The sequence below is a fragment of the Acidovorax sp. SUPP3334 genome (genome assembly GCF_030159055.1).
Classification (GTDB): domain Bacteria; phylum Pseudomonadota; class Gammaproteobacteria; order Burkholderiales; family Burkholderiaceae_C; genus Paracidovorax.
The window spans coordinates 1-19,721 of sequence record NZ_BQXQ01000005.1; the positions used below are offsets into that span (position 1 = coordinate 1).

Annotated in this window: 20 protein-coding genes and 1 pseudogene; 10 read left to right on the plus strand and 11 right to left on the minus strand. The window is 62.4% G+C overall.

Going from position 1 to position 19,721, the window contains the following annotated elements; all coding sequences use genetic code 11:
- Positions 1–298: 298 nt before the first annotated feature.
- Both AVHM3334_RS03525 and AVHM3334_RS03530 read right to left on the minus strand, forming a co-directional pair.
- Complete coding sequence (locus AVHM3334_RS03525) at positions 299–1,267, minus strand: sce7725 family protein (protein WP_284409697.1); 969 nt, start codon at positions 1,265–1,267, stop codon at positions 299–301.
- Between the two features lie 84 nt (positions 1,268–1,351).
- Positions 1,352–2,065, minus strand: a complete 714-nt coding sequence (locus AVHM3334_RS03530) for a sce7726 family protein (protein ID WP_284409699.1) — start codon at positions 2,063–2,065, stop codon at positions 1,352–1,354.
- Between the two features lie 679 nt (positions 2,066–2,744).
- On the opposite strand from AVHM3334_RS03530, the gene AVHM3334_RS03535 reads away from it, so the two are divergent.
- The gene (locus AVHM3334_RS03535; RefSeq protein WP_284409701.1) at positions 2,745–3,398 is read left to right on the plus strand and encodes a hypothetical protein; all 654 of its coding nucleotides are present in this window, start codon (positions 2,745–2,747) and stop codon (positions 3,396–3,398) included.
- A gap of 16 nt (positions 3,399–3,414) precedes the next feature.
- Here the strand turns inward: AVHM3334_RS03535 and AVHM3334_RS03540 are convergent, their stop codons facing one another.
- From AVHM3334_RS03540 to AVHM3334_RS03555, 4 genes are all read right to left on the minus strand, one after another.
- The gene (locus tag AVHM3334_RS03540; protein ID WP_284409703.1) at positions 3,415–4,407 is read right to left on the minus strand and encodes a tetratricopeptide repeat protein; all 993 of its coding nucleotides are present in this window, start codon (positions 4,405–4,407) and stop codon (positions 3,415–3,417) included.
- A 137-nt stretch (positions 4,408–4,544) separates the two neighbouring features.
- On the minus strand, positions 4,545–5,216 hold the full coding sequence (locus AVHM3334_RS03545; protein ID WP_502869843.1) for a pseudouridine synthase: 672 nt from the start codon (positions 5,214–5,216) through the stop codon (positions 4,545–4,547).
- A 25-nt stretch (positions 5,217–5,241) separates the two neighbouring features.
- Positions 5,242–5,427, minus strand: a complete 186-nt coding sequence (locus AVHM3334_RS03550) for a hypothetical protein (protein ID WP_284409707.1) — start codon at positions 5,425–5,427, stop codon at positions 5,242–5,244.
- A 186-nt stretch (positions 5,428–5,613) separates the two neighbouring features.
- Complete coding sequence (locus AVHM3334_RS03555) at positions 5,614–6,567, minus strand: M23 family metallopeptidase (protein ID WP_284409709.1); 954 nt, start codon at positions 6,565–6,567, stop codon at positions 5,614–5,616.
- 219 nt (positions 6,568–6,786) lie between these two features.
- On the opposite strand from AVHM3334_RS03555, the gene AVHM3334_RS03560 reads away from it, so the two are divergent.
- The 3 genes from AVHM3334_RS03560 (at position 6,787) to AVHM3334_RS03570 (ending at position 9,975) form a co-directional block, all read left to right on the plus strand.
- A complete protein-coding gene (locus AVHM3334_RS03560; RefSeq protein ID WP_284409711.1) occupies positions 6,787–8,013 on the plus strand; it encodes a GGDEF domain-containing protein in 1,227 nt (408 codons plus the stop codon).
- A gap of 83 nt (positions 8,014–8,096) precedes the next feature.
- On the plus strand, positions 8,097–9,380 hold the full coding sequence (locus AVHM3334_RS03565) for a phospholipase D-like domain-containing protein (protein WP_284409713.1): 1,284 nt from the start codon (positions 8,097–8,099) through the stop codon (positions 9,378–9,380).
- Between the two features lie 130 nt (positions 9,381–9,510).
- Positions 9,511–9,975 carry a hypothetical protein gene (locus tag AVHM3334_RS03570; RefSeq protein ID WP_284409714.1) on the plus strand — a complete coding sequence of 155 codons (465 nt, stop codon included), beginning with the start codon at positions 9,511–9,513 and terminating at the stop codon, positions 9,973–9,975.
- Positions 9,976–10,029: 54 nt separating this feature from the next.
- Here the strand turns inward: AVHM3334_RS03570 and AVHM3334_RS03575 are convergent, their stop codons facing one another.
- From AVHM3334_RS03575 to AVHM3334_RS03595, 5 genes and pseudogenes are all read right to left on the minus strand, one after another.
- On the minus strand, positions 10,030–10,926 hold the full coding sequence (locus tag AVHM3334_RS03575) for an alpha/beta hydrolase (RefSeq protein ID WP_284409716.1): 897 nt from the start codon (positions 10,924–10,926) through the stop codon (positions 10,030–10,032).
- 184 nt (positions 10,927–11,110) lie between these two features.
- A pseudogene (locus AVHM3334_RS03580) lies at positions 11,111–11,420 on the minus strand (DUF2322 family protein).
- 27 nt (positions 11,421–11,447) lie between these two features.
- Positions 11,448–12,989, minus strand: a complete 1,542-nt coding sequence (locus AVHM3334_RS03585) for an ATP-binding protein (RefSeq protein WP_284409719.1) — start codon at positions 12,987–12,989, stop codon at positions 11,448–11,450.
- Positions 12,986–13,489, minus strand: coding sequence for a hypothetical protein (locus AVHM3334_RS03590; protein WP_284409721.1), 504 nt, complete (start codon positions 13,487–13,489; stop codon positions 12,986–12,988). Before AVHM3334_RS03590 ends, AVHM3334_RS03585 begins: the two co-directional genes overlap by 4 nt.
- A 19-nt stretch (positions 13,490–13,508) precedes the next feature.
- Entirely contained in the window at positions 13,509–15,320 is a 1,812-nt protein-coding gene (locus tag AVHM3334_RS03595) for a glutamine--tRNA ligase/YqeY domain fusion protein (protein WP_284409723.1), read from the minus strand.
- Positions 15,321–15,488: 168 nt separating this feature from the next.
- Between AVHM3334_RS03595 and AVHM3334_RS03600 the strand changes: the two genes are divergently transcribed.
- The 6 genes from AVHM3334_RS03600 (at position 15,489) to AVHM3334_RS03625 (ending at position 19,661) form a co-directional block, all read left to right on the plus strand.
- Entirely contained in the window at positions 15,489–15,869 is a 381-nt protein-coding gene (locus tag AVHM3334_RS03600; RefSeq protein ID WP_284409725.1) for a hypothetical protein, read from the plus strand.
- Between the two features lie 131 nt (positions 15,870–16,000).
- Positions 16,001–16,444: a type II 3-dehydroquinate dehydratase gene (gene aroQ, locus AVHM3334_RS03605; protein WP_284409727.1), complete on the plus strand. Its 444-nt coding sequence runs from the start codon at positions 16,001–16,003 to the stop codon at positions 16,442–16,444.
- 47 nt (positions 16,445–16,491) lie between these two features.
- Positions 16,492–17,403: an alpha/beta fold hydrolase gene (locus AVHM3334_RS03610; protein ID WP_502869849.1), complete on the plus strand. Its 912-nt coding sequence runs from the start codon at positions 16,492–16,494 to the stop codon at positions 17,401–17,403.
- Positions 17,400–17,819 (plus strand): alternative ribosome rescue aminoacyl-tRNA hydrolase ArfB, encoded by a 420-nt coding sequence (gene arfB, locus AVHM3334_RS03615; RefSeq protein ID WP_284409729.1) that lies wholly within the window; start codon positions 17,400–17,402, stop codon positions 17,817–17,819. Before AVHM3334_RS03610 ends, arfB begins: the two co-directional genes overlap by 4 nt.
- 93 nt (positions 17,820–17,912) lie before the next feature.
- Positions 17,913–18,596: an alpha/beta hydrolase gene (locus AVHM3334_RS03620; protein WP_284409731.1), complete on the plus strand. Its 684-nt coding sequence runs from the start codon at positions 17,913–17,915 to the stop codon at positions 18,594–18,596.
- 177 nt (positions 18,597–18,773) lie between these two features.
- Positions 18,774–19,661, plus strand: coding sequence for a DUF3014 domain-containing protein (locus tag AVHM3334_RS03625; RefSeq protein ID WP_284409732.1), 888 nt, complete (start codon positions 18,774–18,776; stop codon positions 19,659–19,661).
- Positions 19,662–19,721: the final 60 nt, after the last annotated feature.

The following is a 19,721-nucleotide window of genomic DNA, read 5'->3' on the forward strand; positions in this document are numbered from 1 at the left end:
TCGGACATCTGCAAAACTCCCAGAAAACAAAATCTGATTTGTTGATTCTCAGGGGATCAAGCAACTAGCGGAACTGGCGAAAACCCAGTGTTCATGCGGGTTGCCAGGGTTTTGCAGGGGCGACTACAAACAGAGAAGCGGAGGAAATCAGGGTGAGAGGGCTTAGTGCCGCTCGACTCCAATTGCGCAACGCAGCACTAAAAATAGTATCACTGATGGAACTAGACTTTGGACGTTTAAACGCGACCAATCTATCGTGAAGTCAATATATCGCAATTGCCGAAGATGTCAGTCTCATTCAAAATCGACCAACAAGAACACCGCTCACGAGTTCCAAGTGATGCATCACCTCTAGTTGTTTATTTGTACCCAAGCTCGGAGAGTTGCCATTTTGTGCTCGAGAAAGATAATCTTTCGCTGCTTCCGTCAATCCGAAACTGCTACCTTGCCTTTTGACGGCGCGTTCATACTTTCGAAGGGCTTCAAGAAATTTTCCATTATTATTTTTCACTTTCTGGTCGGTTTCGTCTGAGACGAAGTGCTCGACCCACAGTTCCTTGGAAGGCTTTTCTAAGTTGATGTAGCTCATGTGAAATGCGACCGCGCCGGGTGGCCCCCCTCCGTCGCTGGGCGTAGGCGGCAAAATTGTGTAGTCCGAGAACCCAGCTAGCCCCATAGACTTGTAGGTCAGATGGCGGTCAGTGAAAAAATGCCGACCGACATAGTCGGCGTTTCGACTTTGGTGGGGAAATCTGTCTTCTACCCATACGCACTTGTTCAAGCCAACTAAGTTCATATTCGCGGTCGAGGGACCTGGTCCTTTGAAAAACACGCGCTGAACGTTTACTTTGCTTAGCTGTTTAATGACAGCATCAAGATTTGCTAGAGAAGGCTGCACTACAAGCCCCACGGATTCGCCGCGGTATTCGTCATTGAAGGCTCCAATGATTTCTTGTGAGGTGCTTGTTGACAGCATAAGCGTGGCTCTTGTGGACGACCGCGTCTTGAGCTTTCCCAGCGCTCTCTGTCCCCATTCCCAACTTTGTTGGGACGTCAAACTTCGGAACTCTAAAAGTTCGGGGTTTACCACTATCCAATTTATAAGCCCCTCGCCTTCGCACACGTCAAGGGTAATCCGCAAGGTTGAACTGTCTTGCTTGACCGGTTCAAACACTGCTTGAACTGCATCATCGCCAACAAGGGTGCCGGACAACTGACGAACTGCTAGCAATTCTTTTTGCTTGGCATAAAAGTAAGGGAAGTACATTGGTTCACGATGATTTTGTTAATAACAAGCTCATCATCACCGAAGATGATCCGTCGCGCCATAGCTAATTTTTTCTTCACCAAATCAGAGGCTGATTTGAATTGTATGGAGCAATCGATTTTTTGCGACGCCTGACAAGTTTTCGCTCAAACCCAGTGTTCTTAGGCAAAACGGTAATCTACATAAAAAGGAGACAAGCTCTTCAGTTGCTGTGCGCTTGCGCAATTCTGAGACCGCCAGTTCATGCGCTAACAACGGTGGAAGCTCTTGGAATCTTTCAAGAGCTTCGGCATAGAGTTGGCCTGCAGGCACTTCTCCTCGCCATTGGTGCGTTTTGGAAAGTACGTTCAAATATTCTTGTCTACGCAAAGTGCGAAAAATCGCCGCTGGATTTGTTGACGCAGCGTTAGAGGATGCGTCACGGACGACACTAAGTCTGCCTCTTTTTCCAAGGACCATCACACCTACCGAACTCGGTGCAATATTCATTACCTGTTGCGCAGCATCAGGGTGAGTCACCACGTTGACAAGATCGAAGACTTGCAAATAGTCCTTGAGTTGCTCGGGTAGCCTCGCCAAAGAGTCGTACTCAGTCTTGATTTCGTACGCGGTGGACGTGCCATTGAAAACAGCTACATCCAAAATGCTGCTGCCTGTACGCAGCTCACTCACCATAGATGCAGTACGAGGAGAGTGCTTGGCAAACACTATCTTGCTGGCAATTTCATTCTTATAGATGTACTCAAACCGATAGTCTTTATGCAGTCGCTCGTAAGCTAATTGCAGTACATGGCTCACAGAGGACGCTTGGCCAACCATCTGAGCTGCTTGCGACACAGCAGTTGGGACGCACCCACGACTTAGTTCACCAAAAACTGGTCGGGTAAAAGCTCGTGCTAGTGCACGAAATTCTGCGATTGATAGGTGCGGAGCAAGCATTGAAGGAGCCGTATGTGAGGCACAGGGGCTTCGGTCTGATGACTCAGATTGTGACGTCATTGATTGTTGTTATACAAAATTCGGCACAGTTCGCGGGTTCGGCGATGTCGGACTGGCCCCGCGTCAACGAGGGAGAGCCGTGCCTAAAAAAATGAAGATCAATACTCTCAAATTTTTTGCGTTCGATATGCTTAGATGCTTTCAATCCTGCCCAAAATCCAGGCATCGCGCTGCAACCCAATGCTGGCGCGGTTCCTGCGGGTTGTCCCTAGGGTTGTCCACAGAACGGCCCACAGACCGCGGGCATAACTCGAGGTGGCAGCGCCAGGCAGATTCCGCAAGGCAGCACGGTTCAGCCGCAAAAGACTGTTAAAGCAGCCCCCGCATCAGAGACAGTGCGCGACAAAAAAAGCGTTCAAACCCTTTGGCGCCGAAACACCTGGATACACTGCCGTCCTTTCCCAACCAACCCATCACAACACCAAGGACCGAGGGCATGGCAGCAACGCGGCACGCATTCGCATTTCCCATTAACGCATTGGCGCGCAACCGCTTCATGGCCGTGATCGCGGGGCTGGCATTGCTCGTGCTGGCCGCGGCCGCTACCGCCCCGCTGCCGGCTGCAGCCAAGGATTCGAACCAGAAGTACGGCAAGCGCCTGGTCGAGGTCTATGAGCTGCCCTCCGAGGCGTTGGCGAAGTTCGCGCAGTTCCAGGAAAAGAAAGGCGCCTCGAACGCCGGCAGGCCGCGCGGCGAGGCGCCGGACACGCAGCCGTGGACGGGCAGCGAGGTCCTCTCGCTGGGCACCAGCGGCAATCCCTACACGCTGGTGGTGCGCGTCTCGGGCGTGGCGCTGGCCGATGGCGATGCGGGCACGATGTGGATGGCCGGCTGGTCCATCGATGGCGCTTCGCGCACGGGCCTGGTGCCCCAGGTATCGGCCACCGGCGTGCGGGCGGGGCAGCCGGTGGAGATGGTGGGTGCCGGTGCGCCGCTGAGCTTCAAGGAAGACCGCAAGGTGCAGCCGGTGCTGGAGTTCGCCAGCTCGCGCAATGTGCGCATCGACCGCGTGCGGCTCGAGGTGTGGTCGGGCATCCGCCCGTCCACGTTCCTGGAGCTTTTCATGTCGTGGATTCCGATGTTCACGGGCGTCGTTTTTCTGGCGCTGGTGTGGTGGTGGCGCCGCCGCTAGGCGGGCCCTGCCTGCATCACAGCTCTAGCGGCTGGCCGGGCTTCCAGGCATCGGCACGGCGCCGCGCTTCGGCGATGTCGGCGGGGGGCATGGTGGTGGCCAGCTTGTTCAGCGTGCCGCTGGCCCAGAAGGCCCCGTGGCGCGGCGGGGTGAGCATGTCTTCGGACGGTTGGCCGGCGCTGGCGCGGTTGGCCAGCTCCAGAAGCATGTAGGCGGGTATGGGGCGCTGGCTGACCATGTCGCCGCCGCGCGCGTAGAGCGCGCCCAGGCTGTACAGCCCTGCGGGATAGCCCTGGCGCGCCGCCCGCAGAAACCAGTTCTCGGCCAGCGACATCTGGCGCGGTTCGTCCAGGCCCAGTTCGTAGATGGCGCCCAGCCGTACGGCGGCCAGGCCTGAGCCGAGGTTGGCGGCCTTGGTGAGCCATTGCATGGACTCGGCGTGGTCTTTGGGGATGTCGTAGCCATCGTTCAGCATGGCCGACAGCAGCACCATGGCGCGCACGTCGCCTTGGGTGGCCATGGCCCTCACGGTGGGCAGCGCGGCCAGGCCCTGGTTGCGGCGCCATTGCGATTCGGCGGCGGCCAGGCGCGCTTTCTGGTCCAGGTCTTCGCGCTCCACGGCGACTTGCTGGGCGCGCGCCTCGCTCTCGGCACGGGCGGCACGCTCGGCGGCTTTGTCTTTGTCGTGGCTCCACTTCCAGCCCATGAGCGCGGTCACCAGGGCGGCGGTGCCGGCCATGGCGATCAGTCCCCACGGCCGTTCGCGGGGCGGCGCTGGTCGGTACGCGGGGGCGTCGTCAGATTTTGGCCGGCCGCCAGCGGTGCGCGGTGCGGTGGGCTGGGCCTGCACCTTGTCGTAGGCGACTTCGCAGCGCGGGCATTGCCAGGCGGGTGCGGTGTCGGTGGCCTGACGAACGCAGTGGCAGCGCGGGCAGGTGCGCGCTGCAGTCGTGCTGCGCGCGGCTTCGGGCGTCTCGATCGGTGCGAGCGAAAAATCGGGTGCGTTCACGGCTCCATTCCTCCTGGGGGGCGATTGTCGTGTGCCGGCAGGGCTTCAAAACGCAACGGCACGGCATTTTGATGAAAAAGGCCTCCAGCGCAATAAAGACTAGGGCATTATGCTATCAAAATAATAGTAACGGCGATTCAGGCCGCAGGGTTGCCGTCCGCCGCAGCGGTCTGCCAGGTGCCGGGCGCCAAGCCGTCGAGCGAATACGGTCCGATGGCCGCGCGGATCAGCCGCAGCGTCGGCAGGCCGACGGCGGCGGTCATGCGCCGCACCTGCCGGTTGCGGCCTTCCTTGATCGCCAGCTCGATCCAGGCGGTGGGAATGCTCTGGCGCACGCGGATGGGCGGGTCGCGCTCCCATACGGCGGGCGGGGGCTCCATGCGGCGCGCGCGGGCGGGGCGGGTGGGGCCGTCGTTCAGCGTGACGCCGCTGCGCAGGGCGGCGAGCGCGGCCTCGTCCGGTGTGCCTTCGACCTGCACCCAGTAGGTTTTCTCCATCTTGAAGCGAGGGTCGGCGATGCGGGCCTGCAGCGCGCCGTCGCTGGTGAGCAGCAGCAGGCCTTCGCTGTCGGCATCGAGCCGGCCGGCCACGTACACGCCGGGCACGTCGATGAAGCCCTGCAGCCCTTGCCAGCGGCCTTCGGGCGTGAACTGGCTCAGCACGCCATAGGGTTTGTTGAAGCGGATGAGTTGGGGCGCCGCCGCTGCGGGCGCAGCCGTTGTCGCGGGCCAGGCGGGCGGGCGTGGCGTCAAGGGCCGTGGCGGGCGCGAGGGTTTCGGTGCGCGGGCAGCGCGGGGCGGTATCGGCATGGGGCGGGCCAGAAGCGTGTGGCGATCAGTCGCTGCCGCTGCCCACCACGGCGCGCACGCCGGCTGCGCCCACATCCACCGTCGTGCCCACCACGGCGGCGCCGACCTTGACGGTGGTGGCTACCACCGTCACTGCCGCATCGGCCACGGCCACCACGGCGCAGCCGCTGCAGAGCATTGCCGCCAGCGCGGCACCCAGAAAAGATCGCATGGAAAACACCCGCAAAGGCCCGTGGCCTGAAGGCCGCGATTGTCGCCGCCGGCTGCGCGCGGGGGAATGGGCGCCGCGAAGTCTTTTAGAAAGTCGAGTGCGCTGCGTCGGCTCTGCGCAACGCGGCGGCAGAGGCGGGTGAGGGTGAGGGACGGTGAGGGTTCGTGTGCGGGCGGCGCAGCTTTTTCAGGCGGGCAGGAACAGCGCTGGGTCCACCAGGGCGCGGTTGAGCATCACGCCCCAATGCAGATGCGGCCCGGTCACGCGGCCGGTGGCGCCGACCGCGCCCAGGCGGTCGCCGGTCTGCAACTGGTCGCCCACCTTGGCGTCGATGGCGCTCAGGTGGGCATACACCGTGAGCAGGCCGCCGCCATGGTCCAGCCAAACGGCGCTGCCGCTGAAGAAGTAATCGCCGGTGTCGATCACCCGGCCCGGCATCGGGGCGACCACGGCGGTGCCGGTGGCGGCGGCGATGTCCATGCCGCTGTGCGGATTGCGCGATTGCCCGTTGAACACGCGCCGCAGTCCGAACGAGCTGGACCGGGAACCCGGCACCGGCACGTGCATGCGAAGGTCTCCTGGCTTGGGCAAGGGCGTGGAGAACGCCGCCGTCACCTGCTGCTGGTGTTCGCGCTCGCGCTCGAAGCGGGCGTTGTCCTCGGCCGAGAGGTCCACGGTGCGCGGGGCGACCGTCAGGCGCTGTTCGCGGTATTTCTTGGGCGCGATGGTGTAGGGCACCTTGCGCGCCGCATCGCCTTCGGTGGCCGAGCCCCGAACGATGATTCCGGCCGGCCCGGGCTTGGCCGCGAGCGGAATGCCGACGATGGCGGTCCACTCGATCGCATCGCCCAGCACGAGCACCGGCACATTGCCGTCGCCTTCGTCCACATGCGCCACTGGGCGCGTGGCCGCGGGCCCCAAAGACAGGCGCGCCACGCCGCCCGGCACCTGCGATGCGCGGGGCCAGACGGCAGCAGAGGCCGCCGAAGACGACGGCGATGAAGATGGAGAGCGGGGCTGCGACGCAGTGCCGGCAGCCCAGGCCGGTGCGCGCCAGGCCAGCAAGCCCAGTGCGGCCAGCACGGCGGTGCGGCGGCTGAGGGCCTCGGAAAGAGAGGGGAGAGAAGGGTCGTTTGCCATGGCGCGGGCGTGGAATGGGACTGGAGGGAGCGAGAGTGAGAAGCCGGCAGTTTATAGACCGGCGCCCGCCCCCGGAGTTACCCTGCCTCCGCGCCGGGAGCATCGCCGGGCCGCACGGCCACAGGTACCATGGCCCGCATGCGCCGCGCCCTTGGGCCGGGCTGCGTGACCGGGTCTGCCGGCCGATCTCCCTCTTTCTTTCTTATCCACCATCCGACCATGACTGGCGGCCACACCCATCTCTCGCCCACGCTGGAATCCCCCGCGCGGCGCGCCACCGATGGCAGCGTGCAGGGGGCTTCGGGCCTCTCGGGTGCGCTCGGCCGTGCAGTGCTCGGCCCGAGCCAGCAGATGCGCGTGCACATGTCGCAGTGCCTGATCGCGCTGGGCCTGCTGTGCCTGCTGGCCATCGTGCAGCACGCGGAAGTCATGCTGGGCCTGATCGACGCGCGGCAGTCGCACCTGCTGACGGCCTACACCCTGGGCACCAGCCTCGTGTGCTGCGTGCTGGTGCGCAGCGGGCAGGCACGCCGGTTCGCCCCGCGCGATCCCGCGCTCACCATGGTGCAGGCGCTGCTGGCCGTCACGGCGCTGGGCTGGTCGTATGCGATCACCGGGCCCGCGCGCGGCGCGCTGCTGGCTTTGCTGGCGCCGCTGTTCTTGCTGGGCGGAATGTTCCAGTTGCGGGCGGGGCAAACCCGCGCGCTGATGGGGTACTGGCTGGTGCTCGTCACCGCCGTCATGCTGTGGCGCACCTCGGGCGATGCGCCCCGGTATGACCCGCGCGTGGAGGTCATCCATTGGGCGTTTTCGCTCATCGTGGTGACGGCCGTGGCGGCCCTGGCCATCCGGATCAGCACGCTGCTCACCCGGCTGGCGGCGCAGAAAGCCTCGCTCACCGAAGCGCTGGAAACCAGCCGCAAGCTCGCCGAGCACGACGCGCTGACGGGGCTTCTCAACCGGCGCGGCATGGCCGGCCTGCTGACGCTGCACTGGACGGTGGGCGCCACGGCGCAGGTGCCCGGCGGGGCGAAAGGCCAGGCCAGCGGCGCACCCATGGCGATCGCCATGATGGACATCGACCTTTTCAAGCACGTCAACGACACCCACGGGCATGCCGTGGGCGACGCGGTGCTGCAGCGCTTTGCCGCGATCGCCCAGGCCGGCGTGCGAGGGCGCGACGTGCTGTCGCGCTGGGGCGGTGAGGAGTTTCTGCTGCTGATGCCCGGCACCGGCCGCGACGGCGCCATGCGCGTGCTGGAGCGGCTGCGCGGCCAGATCGCCCGGGGCGAGTTCGGCGCGCTGGCACCCGGGCTGGAGTTGACCTTTTCCGCAGGCGTGGCGGAGCGCCAGGCAGGCGAGCCTTATGACGCGGCCGTGGAGCGGGCCGACAAGGCGCTTTACCGCGCCAAGCACAACGGGCGCAACTGTTTCGAAGCCGGCTGAGGAGGGGGGGCACGGCATCGCCCGGTCGAGTTGGAGGCGTGGGCTTACAAAAGGTGTGCAAGGCGGCACCCACAATCGCGCACATGCAAAAAACAGGTCGTACCCTGCTCACCGTGGCCCTCACTTTCGTGGCCACGGCCGCCATCGTGCTGTTCGCGCTGAACTTCACCGCTGGCGAGAAAAAAGTGCAGCATCAGGTCCTGCGCCTGTACAGCACGGCCCACCCGCAATTCGAGCGTGCGATGGGCAGCCTGCTGGGGCCGGGCATCGCCGGCGGCAACGAGGTGGTCGAGCTGCTCAACGGCGACCAGATCTTTCCGCCCATGCTCGCGGCGATCCGGGCGGCGCAGAAAAGCGTCACCTTCGAAACCTACATCTACTGGTCCGGCGACATCGGCAAGCAGTTCGCCGACGCGCTGAGCGAGCGCGCCCGCGCGGGCGTCAAGGTGCACGTGCTGCTGGACTGGGTGGGCAGCTCCAAGATGGAAGAAAGCTACTTCACCGAGATGAAGGCAGCGGGCGTGGAGGTCGAGAAATTCCACAAGCCCCACTGGTACAACCTGGCCCGCATGAACAACCGCACCCACCGCAAGCTGCTCATCACCGACGGGCAGGTGGGCTTCACCGGCGGCGTGGGCATCGCGCCCGAATGGACGGGCAACGCCCAGGACCCGGACCATTGGCGCGACTCGCACTACCAGGTCAAGGGCCCCGCGGTCGCGCAGATGCAGGCCACGTTTCTGGACAACTGGCTCAAGGTGACCGGCAAGGTCATGCACGGCGAAGCGTACTTTCCCGCCATCGCGCACAGCGGCACGCAGAAGGCGCAGATGTTCTCCAGCTCGCCCTCCAGCGGCAGCGAGAGCATGCAGCTCATGTACCACCTGGCCATCACGTCGTCCGAGCGGAGCCTGGACCTGTCGGTGGCGTACTTCGTGCCCGACGACCTCACCCGGCAACTGATGATGGACGCCCTCAAACGCGGCGTGCGCATCCGGCTCATCACGCCCGGCGAACACACCGATACCGAGACCGTCAAGGCCGCCTCCCGTGCCACCTGGGGCGAGTTGCTGCAGGCCGGCGCCGAGATCTACGAATACGAGCCCACCATGTACCACTGCAAGGTCATGATCGTGGACCAGCTCATGGTGTCGGTCGGCTCCACCAACTTCGACAACCGCTCGTTCCGGCTGAACGACGAGGCCAACCTGAACGTGTACGACGCGCCCTTCGCGCAGCGGCAGACGCTGGTGTTCGAAGACGACATCAAGCACTCGCGGCGCGTGACCTATGAGGACTGGCTGGACCGGCCCCTGAAGGAGAAGCTGGCGGAGAAGGCGGCGAGCCTTTTGCAGACGCAGTTGTAGGCCGCGTTACGGCGGCCACCACCGCCGCCACCGTTTTCAGGCGTCGCACCTGGGTGCATTGAGTCAACTTTGAAGAAGAAGGTCGGCGTGAGACAGGCGATATGACCGAAAAATCGAGAGGGGCTTTCTGATGGCGCTTCAACCGTCCCAGGCCTTTCAGGTCGAGCACCGCCGGCCGGCTGGAAAAGAAGCGCCGAGCCTCGTGTTGAGGCATGTGCAGAGCGCCCGCACGGTCGAGCTGCCCGGCGGCGTTCTCGAAGCGCAATTCGAGGGGGAGCGCGGATACCTTATCTTCACCACGGAAGGCCATCCGCAGGAAGAGGCGCTCTTCATCCATTGGCTGGATCGGGCCCTGCATGTCGAGGATGGGCTGGAAATCTCCGCCGACTACACGCCGGGTATCTTCAAAGACCTGACGGGCGCTTCGGCAGACGAGGGCATCGTCTTTTCGTTCTTCGGCGATGGAAAGCGCTGGTCGGTGACGGTTCTGAAGTCTCCGCGATGGCTGATGCACCCCTACCCGGTCAAGCGAAAAACACCGTTCTGGCAGCGCTCCTGGCTGCTGGTGTGCAGCGAGGCCGCGACTGATCCTTGAGTGGCTTTTGTCCGGGGGAACAGAAACAGAGCGGCGTCAACCGACGAGCCGGTGTCACTGAACCGGTGGTGTGGACTGAATGAACGCCGTCACATCGTCCAGCACCGGCGCAATCCAACGCAACGGCCACGCGAAAGCACCGATCAGCGTAGTGTGGCTGGCTTTGGGATATGACTTCAGCGTGACCGGCACGCCAGCGGCTTGCAGTTTGTGCGCGAGCTGCTGCGTGCTGCGCTCGGGGCTGACCAGCTTGTCGTTGACCGGTGCGGCGAGGAAGGTGCGTGGCGCAGCGGCGTGCGCGAACTCGATGGGCTGGGCCTTGGGCGGGTAGTTGGGATGGAAGAACACCGGTTGCGCGTCCGGGTTCTCGGTGGGAAAGAAGTCGTATGGCCCCGCCAGCCCGATCCACCCGGCCAGTTCGCTCGGTGCATGGCCTGTCGCCTGCAGCCAGCGCGGGTCCAGGGCAATCATGGCGGCGTTGTAGCCGCCCGCACTGTGGCCCATCGCGAACACGCGTTTCGGGTTGCCGCCCCATTGCGCCGCATGGTCGAGTGCATAGGCCACGGCAAGGGCGCTGTCGTTCAGGAAGTCGGGGTAGCGCACTTCGGGGTAGAGCCGGTAGTCGGCCACCAGGGTGAGCACGCCCTTCGCCGCGAGGGCTTCGCCGACGAACAGGTAATCGGCGCGCTCGCCGCTGTTCCATGAGCCTCCGTAGAAAAACACCGCTACGGGCCAGCCTGCTGCCGGCGCTTCGGCCTTGGGCTGGTAGATGTCCATCTGCTGGCGCGGCAAGGTGCCGTAGGCCACGCCGTTCTGTACGGTGTGACTGCCCTTGGCGGCGAGCGTATTGAGCGTGCCGACGGCCGAGCAGCCACTCAGCCAGGCCGCCAGTGCCAGGATGCCGGTGGCTTTCCATGCCACACGGGCCCAGGAATGGTAGGGGTGTCTCAATCGCGCCTCCAGTGGGGGGCCGGCCGATCGATCAATCGATCCGCCGGCGCAGACGCGAAAGGCGTTTGCCGGCGGATTATGGGCTGGGGTCTTGTATGGCGGTCGTCGGAGACCACGCCGCCGTGGGGCGGAGATCACACTTTTTAAGCGACGGGGTGCGTCGCAGGGCGGCTCTTGGCCTGTATCAGTTGCTCGCGTCGGAGCCCAGGACTGGCTTTGCGCGATAGCCGGGCGTGCTGCCAGCCCAGGCCATGAGGCGGTCAATGTTGGGGTGCTTTCCGGGATGCGCGTGCGCGTCCGCGGTGTGCTCTGCGGCCCAGGCTGGCCGCTGCGGGCGTGATGCTGCCACCGTAGAGGGTGGCCAACGCGCTGTGGACGGCAAGCGATCCGGCCTGATCGGGCTTGTTTTCCAGCGTGGCAATGGTTTGCCCGTCAGCGCTCTGCAGGTGCAGCGCGGCAAGGTGGGCGACGGATGGAAGTTGCTGGAGACGGATTTGAAATTACATCCTATGTCCGCAGTCCTAAATGCTTGACTCAAATACAGGCAGTCGTCGAAGGTCTTTTGCTAGTAATTGGCTTAGATCAGATGGAAATATTTTCACGCTGCGTGCGGCTCTTATTCCAACGTAAAAGCCAAAATCAAGCATTAATGCTTGATACCCTTCCCCTGCCCGGGATCTCGTTATTCCTTCATGCAAAGTGTGGATCAGACGGAGTGCAACTAATTTCTGCATTGTCTCAAAATTTCGATCAGAAGGATTGATTTTTAAAAGAAATGAATTTGTTCTTTTTTCTATTATGCAGAAGTTTTTTACTTTTTCTAATAACGAGTGTATGGTGTTGTCATCGGTAGGTAAGTCGTTTTGGATTTCCTGCATTTTTGTCTGAGATGCTTCGGCAGCTGCGGCATTAATTGCCGTGACGGTTATATTTTTTTGTCCTTTAATTAGTGCCTTTGAGATGCCTTGAGAGAATAGACTAAGAGCATCTCGAGGGACTGCGGCCGCTACTAAAATTAGCCGTGACAATGCGGCATCTTCGATTAAATAACGGATATTTGGCAGGCCGCAAAATTTCGCATGAGCATCTAGAATTCCCTCTATGTGTTCTAGAGATTTGTGCGGCATCGTTAAGTTGTAATCTAGTTTTAACGTTTGTGCATCGTGGGGCGCTTGAAAGCCCAAATTTTTAGCGCTATCCCAAGGATTGCTTAATTGCTCTATGCCGGAAGCTTTTATGTATGTGGAGTTTCCCCTTGCAATTGCATATATGCCGCTAAGAAATTCCGGTTGCAGGTCAAATGCCAATAAGTGAAGGTCGTCAATAAATATGGTGAATGTTTTTTGGGGGGATGCAATACTTGATACGAGTCTTCTTATTCTTGGGGTTAATCGGGATATTTTCTCCCTGACTTGGGTTTTTGATAAATCTCCTTCCCCAATAGTATCAAGACTACTTCTTAATGATTCAGCCTCAGTAGCGTTGCCTCCTACTAAGCCTATAGCATTTACTATCTCAGAAAGAACTGATGCAAGAACTTGCGGATCTTTTCTGCCGTTGAAGGTTTGCATTGCAACCCAGCAATGTCGATTCCCTGACCTCTTTACCTGATGCATTGCATAGCCCAATAGACTACTTTTGCCTGCCCCTCTTCGACCGTAAACGATGCAATTCGCATTGCTGACAACTAGCTCTTCCAAGTTTGATACCGATGGCGTATATCGTTCGAGGAAATCATCGCCAAAAGTATTTTGGTCTACTGTTAAACTTTCCGAAACTTCTCTGCGGAAAAGTTTTACTTCCGGAAGAGCAAGTCTGCTCGTAGGTTTCGACTTTCTTTTGCTGACAACTAAGCGGTCTTTGTAATGGTTATCATCGTCTAAAGCTTTATTGATGTCCGCGACAGCGTTGAATATGAAGGGGCTAGGTGCAGTGGCTTCAAATATTATATAATCACCATCTGGTCGCTCCTTCCTATGATGATCTAAACCAATTCCTCCCAATTTCATTTGAACTTGATTGGCGATCTCCAGAAAAGCGCTTGTTTCTGATATTTTTTTCATATAATTACTCCCGCCCCCATAAGATACTTTTTGCAATCGCTCATGAAGTTGTCTACTAGGGTTTCTATATCATCTCTGTCGATTAATAGATGGGTTACTTCGCCGCGATGACTGTAGTCTGCTAAATTTCTATCATCCCTTAGCTGTTTTAAAATGGCAGCATGTATGGATTTGTTTTCTAAATTTTCCGGTAAGGTGTCTATTTCTTTATGATCGCTTACGTCTGTAGCAAATTTTCCAGTTGAGCAAAGTGATATTGAGCGTTTTGCATTATAAGCGGAATAATAAAAACGCGAGCAACGCTGGCGCCACTCATCTTTGGGTATTTTGCTTGCAAAATCGTAATGACTTATGGCTAGGTTGAAAATGAGTTTTGATTCGTCTAGAATGGCGGAATGTATTTTGTCTATTTCTGTCTGGTTTATAATTCCATGCAGATTTCTTATGGTGACAAATGGATTTCCGATTAGTAAAAAATGAGGTTCTCTAAGTCCCTTCATATCCCTCCCTTTTGGTTAATTATTTTCCCCAGGAGTCCTTCAAGCCCACGGCCAGATTGAACACGGGCTTGCCCGCTGCATGGTCCTTGCTGTCTGCCACGAAGTACCCGTGCCGTTCGAACTGGAATTGATCGCCCGGCTTCGCGTTCGCCAGCGAAGGCTCCACGATGGCCGTCACGACCTTGAGGCTGTCGGGATTCAGCAGCGTGAGGAAGTCTTTGCCGCCCGCATCCGGCTGCGCATCGGTGAACAGGCGGTCGTACATGCGCACTTCGGCCTGCACGCCATCGGCCACGCCCACCCAGGTGATGGCCGCTTTCACCTTCACGGTGTCCGCGCCCGGGGTGCCGCTCTTGGTGTCGGGCACCACGGTGGCCAGCACTTCGGTGATGGCGCCGCTGGCGTCCTTGTGGCAGCCGGTGCATTCGATCACGTAGCCGCCCTTCAGGCGCACCTTGTTGCCGGGGAACAGGCGCTTGTAGCCCTTGGGCGCGACTTCTTCGAAATCTTCGCGCTCGATCCACACTTCCTTGCCGATCGTGAAGTGCCGAATCGGCGATTCGACACCCTCTGGCGGGTGGGGCAGGGCGGGCAACGCGCAGGGTTCCAGGTGGCCGGCGCCCATCATTTCATCCCAGTTGGTCAGCACCAGCTTGACGGGGTTGAGCACCGCCATGCCGCGGTGGGCCTTGGTTTCCAGGTCCTCGCGCAGGCAGCCTTCCAGCGTGCTGTAGTCGATCCAGCTGTAGTCTTTGGTCACGCCGATGCGCTCGCAGAACAGGCGGATCGACTCGGGCGTATAGCCGCGGCGGCGCAGGCCGACGATGGTCGGCATGCGGGGGTCGTCCCAGCCTTGCACGATGCCGTTGTCCACCAGGTGCTTGAGCTTGCGCTTGCTGGTGACTACGTAGGTGAGGTTCAGGCGCGCGAACTCGTATTGGCGCGGTTGCGGCGCGGCGATCAAACCGCCCTCCACCAGCCGGTCCATCAGCCAGTCGTAGAAGGGGCGCTGGTCTTCGAATTCCAGCGTGCAGATGCTGTGGGTGATGTGCTCCAGCGCGTCCTCGATCGGGTGCGCGAAGGTGTACATGGGGTAGATGCACCACTGGTTGCCGGTGTTGTGGTGCTCGGCATGCTTGATGCGGTAGATGGCCGGGTCGCGCAGGTTGATGTTGGGCGATGCCATGTCGATCTTCGCGCGCAGCACGGCGGCGCCGTCCGGCAGCTTGCCCTCGCGCATTTCGCGAAAGCGCGCGAGGTTTTCGGCCACGGTACGGCTGCGGAAGGGGCTGTCCACGCCGGGCTTGCCGAAGTCGCCGCGGTTGGCGCGCATCTCGTCGGCGGTCTGTTCGTCCACATAGGCCTTGCCGGTCTCGATCAGGTACTCGGCCGCGCGGTACATGAAGTCGAAGTAATTGCTGGCGTAGTAGAGGTGGTCGGTGCCATCGCCGCTCGCCTTCCAGTCGAAGCCGAGCCAATGAACGGCGTCGATGATCGCGTCCACATATTCCTGGTCTTCTTTTTCCGGATTGGTGTCGTCGAAGCGCAGGTGGCACACGCCGCCGTAGTCGGCCGCCAGTCCGAAATTCAGGCAGATGCTCTTGGCATGGCCGACGTGCAGGTAGCCGTTGGGCTCGGGGGGGAAGCGCGTGCGGATCCTGGCCGGGTCGGGCTGGCCGCCAGCGTGGTGGGCCGCATCGCCGGGCGTGCCGCCCCAGCGGGCCTGGGCGTGGGTGCCCTTGGCGAGATCGCTCTCGATGATCTGGCGAAGAAAGTTGCTGGGCTTGGCCGCGGCGTTGGAGGAGGTGTCGGTGGGGGCTGGGGAACTCATGGCGGCATTCTAGGCGGCGGTGCCCCGTGCGTTACGGCATGAAACACAGCGAGCTACGTCCGGAAACAACATCAGGGGTCATTTGTGCCATCCTTTCGGACAGGTGATGCGTTGAGCATCCACGGGGGCCCTGCCGATGGCACCGGTCCCCATTCAAAGGAGATTTCCATGACACACAGCCGTTCACTCTCTGCCATGGCCGCTACGGCCGGCGTGGCGCTCGCCCTGCTGGCGGGCACAGGTGCCGCCCAGGCACGCGACATTTCCTGGTCTGTGGGCATCGGGGCCCCCGGGGTCGCGGTCGGTGTGGGCGGAGGCGGCTACCCAGTCGTGGTGGCCCCGCCAGAGTACTACCCGCCCCCACGTCCCGTGTACTACGGCCCGCCGCCCGTGGTCTATTCCCCGCCCCCTGTCTATTACGCTCCCCCTCGCCCCGTGTATTACGCACCGCCGCCTCCGGTGGTCGTGGCCCCCTACGGTTACTACGGTGGCGGACACCACTGGCACGGCCGCGGTTATGGGCGCGACCGCGGGTATTACGAGCGCTGACTCTCCCGCTGCGCTGGAGAGCGCACCCGAACGACGGCCCCTTCGGGGCCGTTTTCTTTGGGGGCGCCCGCATAATTCGGTGGTCTGCGTTCGCCATCCACGGCGACGCCTCGCCTGGAGTGTCGGCCCCCGTGAAAACCGTTTTTGTCCTCAATGGCCCCAATTTGAATCTGCTCGGCACGCGCGAGCCTTCGGTGTACGGCGTCCAGACGCTGGCCGATGTCGAGCGGATGTGCGCCCAGGCGTGCGAGCGCCATGGCTTCGCGCTGCAGTTTCGCCAGAGCAACCATGAAGGCGAACTGGTGGACTGGATCCACGAAGCGGGCCGCCTGCACGCGGCTGGCGAACTCGCTGGCCTGGTGCTGAACGCCGCGGCCTACACCCATACCAGCGTGGCCTTGCTGGATGCCGTGAAGGGCACCGGCGTGCCGCTGGTGGAGCTTCATATCACCAACGTGCATGCGCGCGAGCCGTTCCGCCACCATTCCTACCTGTCCAGTGCCGCGCGTGCGGTGATGTGCGGCTTTGGCGTGCAGGGATACGTGCTGGCGATCGATGGATTGGCCGGGTGGTGACGGAGCCCATGCCTCCCGTTGCACTGGACGGGATGGAGGGCGCAGGCATGCCGCCCGCAGTCACCGCCTCTGCCGAGGTGCTGCGGTTGCAGGCCCTCGCAACGCGCCACGCCACGCCCTGTGGAGACGGGGAGCTGGTCTGGCACACGTGGGGCCATCCCTCGCCAGAGCAGCCACCCCTGGTGCTGCTGCACGGCGGCAGCGGCAGTTGGACGCATTGGGTGCGCAATCTCGAAGACCTGGTGGCCGCCGGTCGCCAGGTGTGGGTTCCTGATCTGCCGGGTTTTGGCGATTCGGCCCTGCCACCCGTCGGTGCCGATGCCGACGCGCTGGTCGAGCCCCTTTACGAGGGCATGCGCACGCTGTGGGGGCCACGGCCGTGTGACCTGGTGGGGTTCTCCTTAGGCGGCATGGTGGCGGGGCTTTTGCTGGCCGATCACCCGGAACTTGCGCGCCAGCTGGTCGTGGTGGGGGCTCCGGCCATGGGCGTGGTGCCGCAGCGCCAGTTCGAACTGAAAGGCTGGCGCCACCTGCCTGCGGACCAGCAAACGGACGTTCACCGCCACAACCTCGCCGTGCTGATGCTGCAGGATCCCTCGCTCATCGAAGGCCTGGCACTCCACCTGCACGTGGCCAACGTCATGCGCGACCGCATGCCCCGCCGCCGGCTGGCGCACACGGACATCCTCGCGCGTTCGCTGCCGAAGGTGGCGTGCCCGGTGCATGCCATCTACGGCCGAAACGATGCGCTCTACAAGCGCTGGATCGTGGAACTGGAAGCCGCGTTCAAGGCCGTGACGCCGGACTTCCGCGGCTTGGCCTTCATCCCCGATGCGGGCCATTGGGTGCAGTTCGAGCAGCCCCGGCCGTTCATGGCGGCGCTGCTGGCAGCGCTCGAAGACGGGGTACGACCCCGCTCGGACAAGCCGGACAAGCCGGGCAAGGCAGGTGGGGCATGACTTCACAGGCGGGGGCGGCGACTCCGCAAGTGGATGAACGCGAGGTCGAAATCACCGCCATGCGCGCGCAAGGCGCGGGCGGCCAGAACGTCAACAAAGTGTCGAGCGCGGTACACCTGCGGTTCGACATCGCGGCGTCGTCTTTGCCCGATGGCGTGAAGGAGCGCCTGCTCGCCCTGCGCGACAGCCGCATCACGCAAGAGGGCGTGCTGGTGATCAAGGCCCAGCAGTACCGCAGCCAGGAAGCCAACCGGCTCGACGGCCTGGAGCGCCTGCAGGCCCTGGTGGCGAGCGTGGCGCAGCCCCCGCGCGTGCGCCGCGCCACCCGGCCGACCTATGGCTCGAAACAGCGCCGGCTGGAATCCAAGAGCGTGCGGTCCGGCATCAAGGCGTTGCGCGGGCCGGTGCGGGACTGATTCTGCCAAGGCGCACCACGGGGTGAACTCCCGCACCGTGCGACACTCCAAACCGCTTCGCAACTCTGCAGAAATGCCTTCTGACGCCTATCGATGCTCGATCTGCCGCTCCCCTTTTTGAACCGTCCCGCCGCGTCCCAGACCGCCTCTCCCTGGCTGCTCGTGCTCATGCACGGTGTGGGCAGCAACGAGGGCGATCTCTTTGGCGTGGCGCCGCATGTTCCCCCGCAATTTCACGTCGTCAGCCTGCGCGCGCCGCACACCATGGGCCCGAACGCGAATGCGTGGTTCGAATTTTCCGTACTGCCCGACGGAAGCCGTTCCATCCACGAAACGCAGGAAGCCGCCAGCCGCTCGCTGGTCGCGCTCACGGTGGAGGCCGCGGCTGCGCAACTGGGCGTTCCGCCGGAGCGCGTGGTTTTGGGCGGTTTCAGCCAGGGCGGCATCATGGCGCTGTCGATGCTGCTCACACGGCCTGAATTGTTGCGTGCCGCCATGGTGTGGCACAGCCGCCTGCTGCCGCAGGCCCTGCCGTTTTCTGCCCCGGCCGAGGCCATGCGCGGCAAGCCGCTGTGGGTGAGCCACGGGGTGCAGGACAACGTGATTCCCCTTGCCAGTGCCCATGCGATTCGCGAGCACGCCCAGGGGCTTTCGCTGGACCTGACCTACCGCGAATACCCGGGGGCGCACGAGATCCGTCCTGGCGAACTGGCCGACGCGATGGCGTGGCTGGGCGCGCTCAAACCCACGCCTGAGCCTGCACCTTTGCACGGTTGAGGCGCTCGATCACGCGGTGCCTGTACACGATGGGCAGGCACCGGTCGCCGGACAGCGCGGTTATCCCATGCCGTCACACGGCGTTACGGCAGTGCGGAGCCCATCGTTTCCAATCGACGGGCAACTGCGGCCGATGCTGCGGACGTGTTCTCGAAACCAACGACCAAGGATGATTTGATGCCCGAACGTGAGACGGTGGAGTTGCGGCCCGCGCAGGAGCCTTCGCGTGCGTGGATTCCCGTGGTGCTGATCGCGGGTGCACTGGGCGCGGGCGCCGCCTGGTGGTTCTGGGGGCGTGCGGATTCTGCGCCGTCCGCATCGCCGGCCGTGGCCAGCCAGGCCGCGTCCGAACCCGCTTCGGCGCCGGCGTCTGCGGCGTCGGGCCCGCTGCATCCGATGGAAGCCGTCCAGCCTGCGGAGGCGGCGTTGCCCTCGATGGCCGAATCGGACCGTACTGTGGCGGATGCGGTCACGGGATGGGTGGGCGCGCAGTCCGTCGCGTCCCTGCTGCGCATCGACGGTTTCGTGCAGCGTGCGGTGGCGACCGTGGACAACCTCCCGCGCCAGAGCGCTCCCTCGCGGATGTGGCCGGTGCAACCCGCACCGCAGCGTTTTCTGGTGGACGGCGAGGGCAGCGACAACGAGACGATCGCCGCCGCCAATCCGGCCCGCTACCGCGCCTTCGTCATGCTGGCCGAAGCGATTCCGCAAGACCAGGCCGTCGCGCTGTATGCCCGGCTCTACCCGCTGTTCCAGCAGGCGTATGAGGAACTGGGCTTTCCACGCCGTTACTTCAATGACCGCCTGGTCGCTGCGCTGGACAACCTGCTGCAGGCGCCCGAGCCTGCCGGGCCGATCCGCGTGCAGCTCACCAAGGTGACCGGAGAAGTGCGTTCCACGCGCCCCTGGGTGCGCTACGAATTCGCGGAGCCCAAGCTGCAGGCGTTGTCGAGCGGCCAGAAAATCCTGGTGCGGATGGGCGTGGAGAACGAGCGCCGCATGAAGACCGTGTTGTCCGAGTTGCGCCAGCGGATCGCCACGGGCGAGATGGCGCGCAAGCCCTGAGCGGTGATGGTGCTGCCGGGTTCGAATCGGCCCACGCGGCGACCTCTACCCGGCCATTGG

Coding starts and splice junctions, on each gene's coding strand:
- AVHM3334_RS03525 (WP_284409697.1), bottom strand. CDS start 1,267: ATGTACTTCCCTTACTTTTATGCCAAGCAAAAAGAATTGCTAGCAGTT.
- AVHM3334_RS03545 (WP_502869843.1), bottom strand. CDS start 5,216: ATGCCGATACCGCCCCGCGCTGCCCGCGCACCGAAACCCTCGCGCCCG.
- AVHM3334_RS03550 (WP_284409707.1), bottom strand. CDS start 5,427: ATGCGATCTTTTCTGGGTGCCGCGCTGGCGGCAATGCTCTGCAGCGGC.
- AVHM3334_RS03555 (WP_284409709.1), bottom strand. CDS start 6,567: ATGGCAAACGACCCTTCTCTCCCCTCTCTTTCCGAGGCCCTCAGCCGC.
- AVHM3334_RS03560 (WP_284409711.1), top strand. CDS start 6,787: ATGACTGGCGGCCACACCCATCTCTCGCCCACGCTGGAATCCCCCGCG.
- AVHM3334_RS03565 (WP_284409713.1), top strand. CDS start 8,097: ATGCAAAAAACAGGTCGTACCCTGCTCACCGTGGCCCTCACTTTCGTG.
- AVHM3334_RS03570 (WP_284409714.1), top strand. CDS start 9,511: ATGGCGCTTCAACCGTCCCAGGCCTTTCAGGTCGAGCACCGCCGGCCG.
- AVHM3334_RS03585 (WP_284409719.1), bottom strand. CDS start 12,989: ATGAAAAAAATATCAGAAACAAGCGCTTTTCTGGAGATCGCCAATCAA.
- AVHM3334_RS03590 (WP_284409721.1), bottom strand. CDS start 13,489: ATGAAGGGACTTAGAGAACCTCATTTTTTACTAATCGGAAATCCATTT.
- AVHM3334_RS03595 (WP_284409723.1), bottom strand. CDS start 15,320: ATGAGTTCCCCAGCCCCCACCGACACCTCCTCCAACGCCGCGGCCAAG.
- AVHM3334_RS03600 (WP_284409725.1), top strand. CDS start 15,489: ATGACACACAGCCGTTCACTCTCTGCCATGGCCGCTACGGCCGGCGTG.
- AVHM3334_RS03610 (WP_502869849.1), top strand. CDS start 16,492: ATGCCGCCCGCAGTCACCGCCTCTGCCGAGGTGCTGCGGTTGCAGGCC.
- arfB (WP_284409729.1), top strand. CDS start 17,400: ATGACTTCACAGGCGGGGGCGGCGACTCCGCAAGTGGATGAACGCGAG.
- AVHM3334_RS03620 (WP_284409731.1), top strand. CDS start 17,913: ATGCTCGATCTGCCGCTCCCCTTTTTGAACCGTCCCGCCGCGTCCCAG.
- AVHM3334_RS03625 (WP_284409732.1), top strand. CDS start 18,774: ATGCCCGAACGTGAGACGGTGGAGTTGCGGCCCGCGCAGGAGCCTTCG.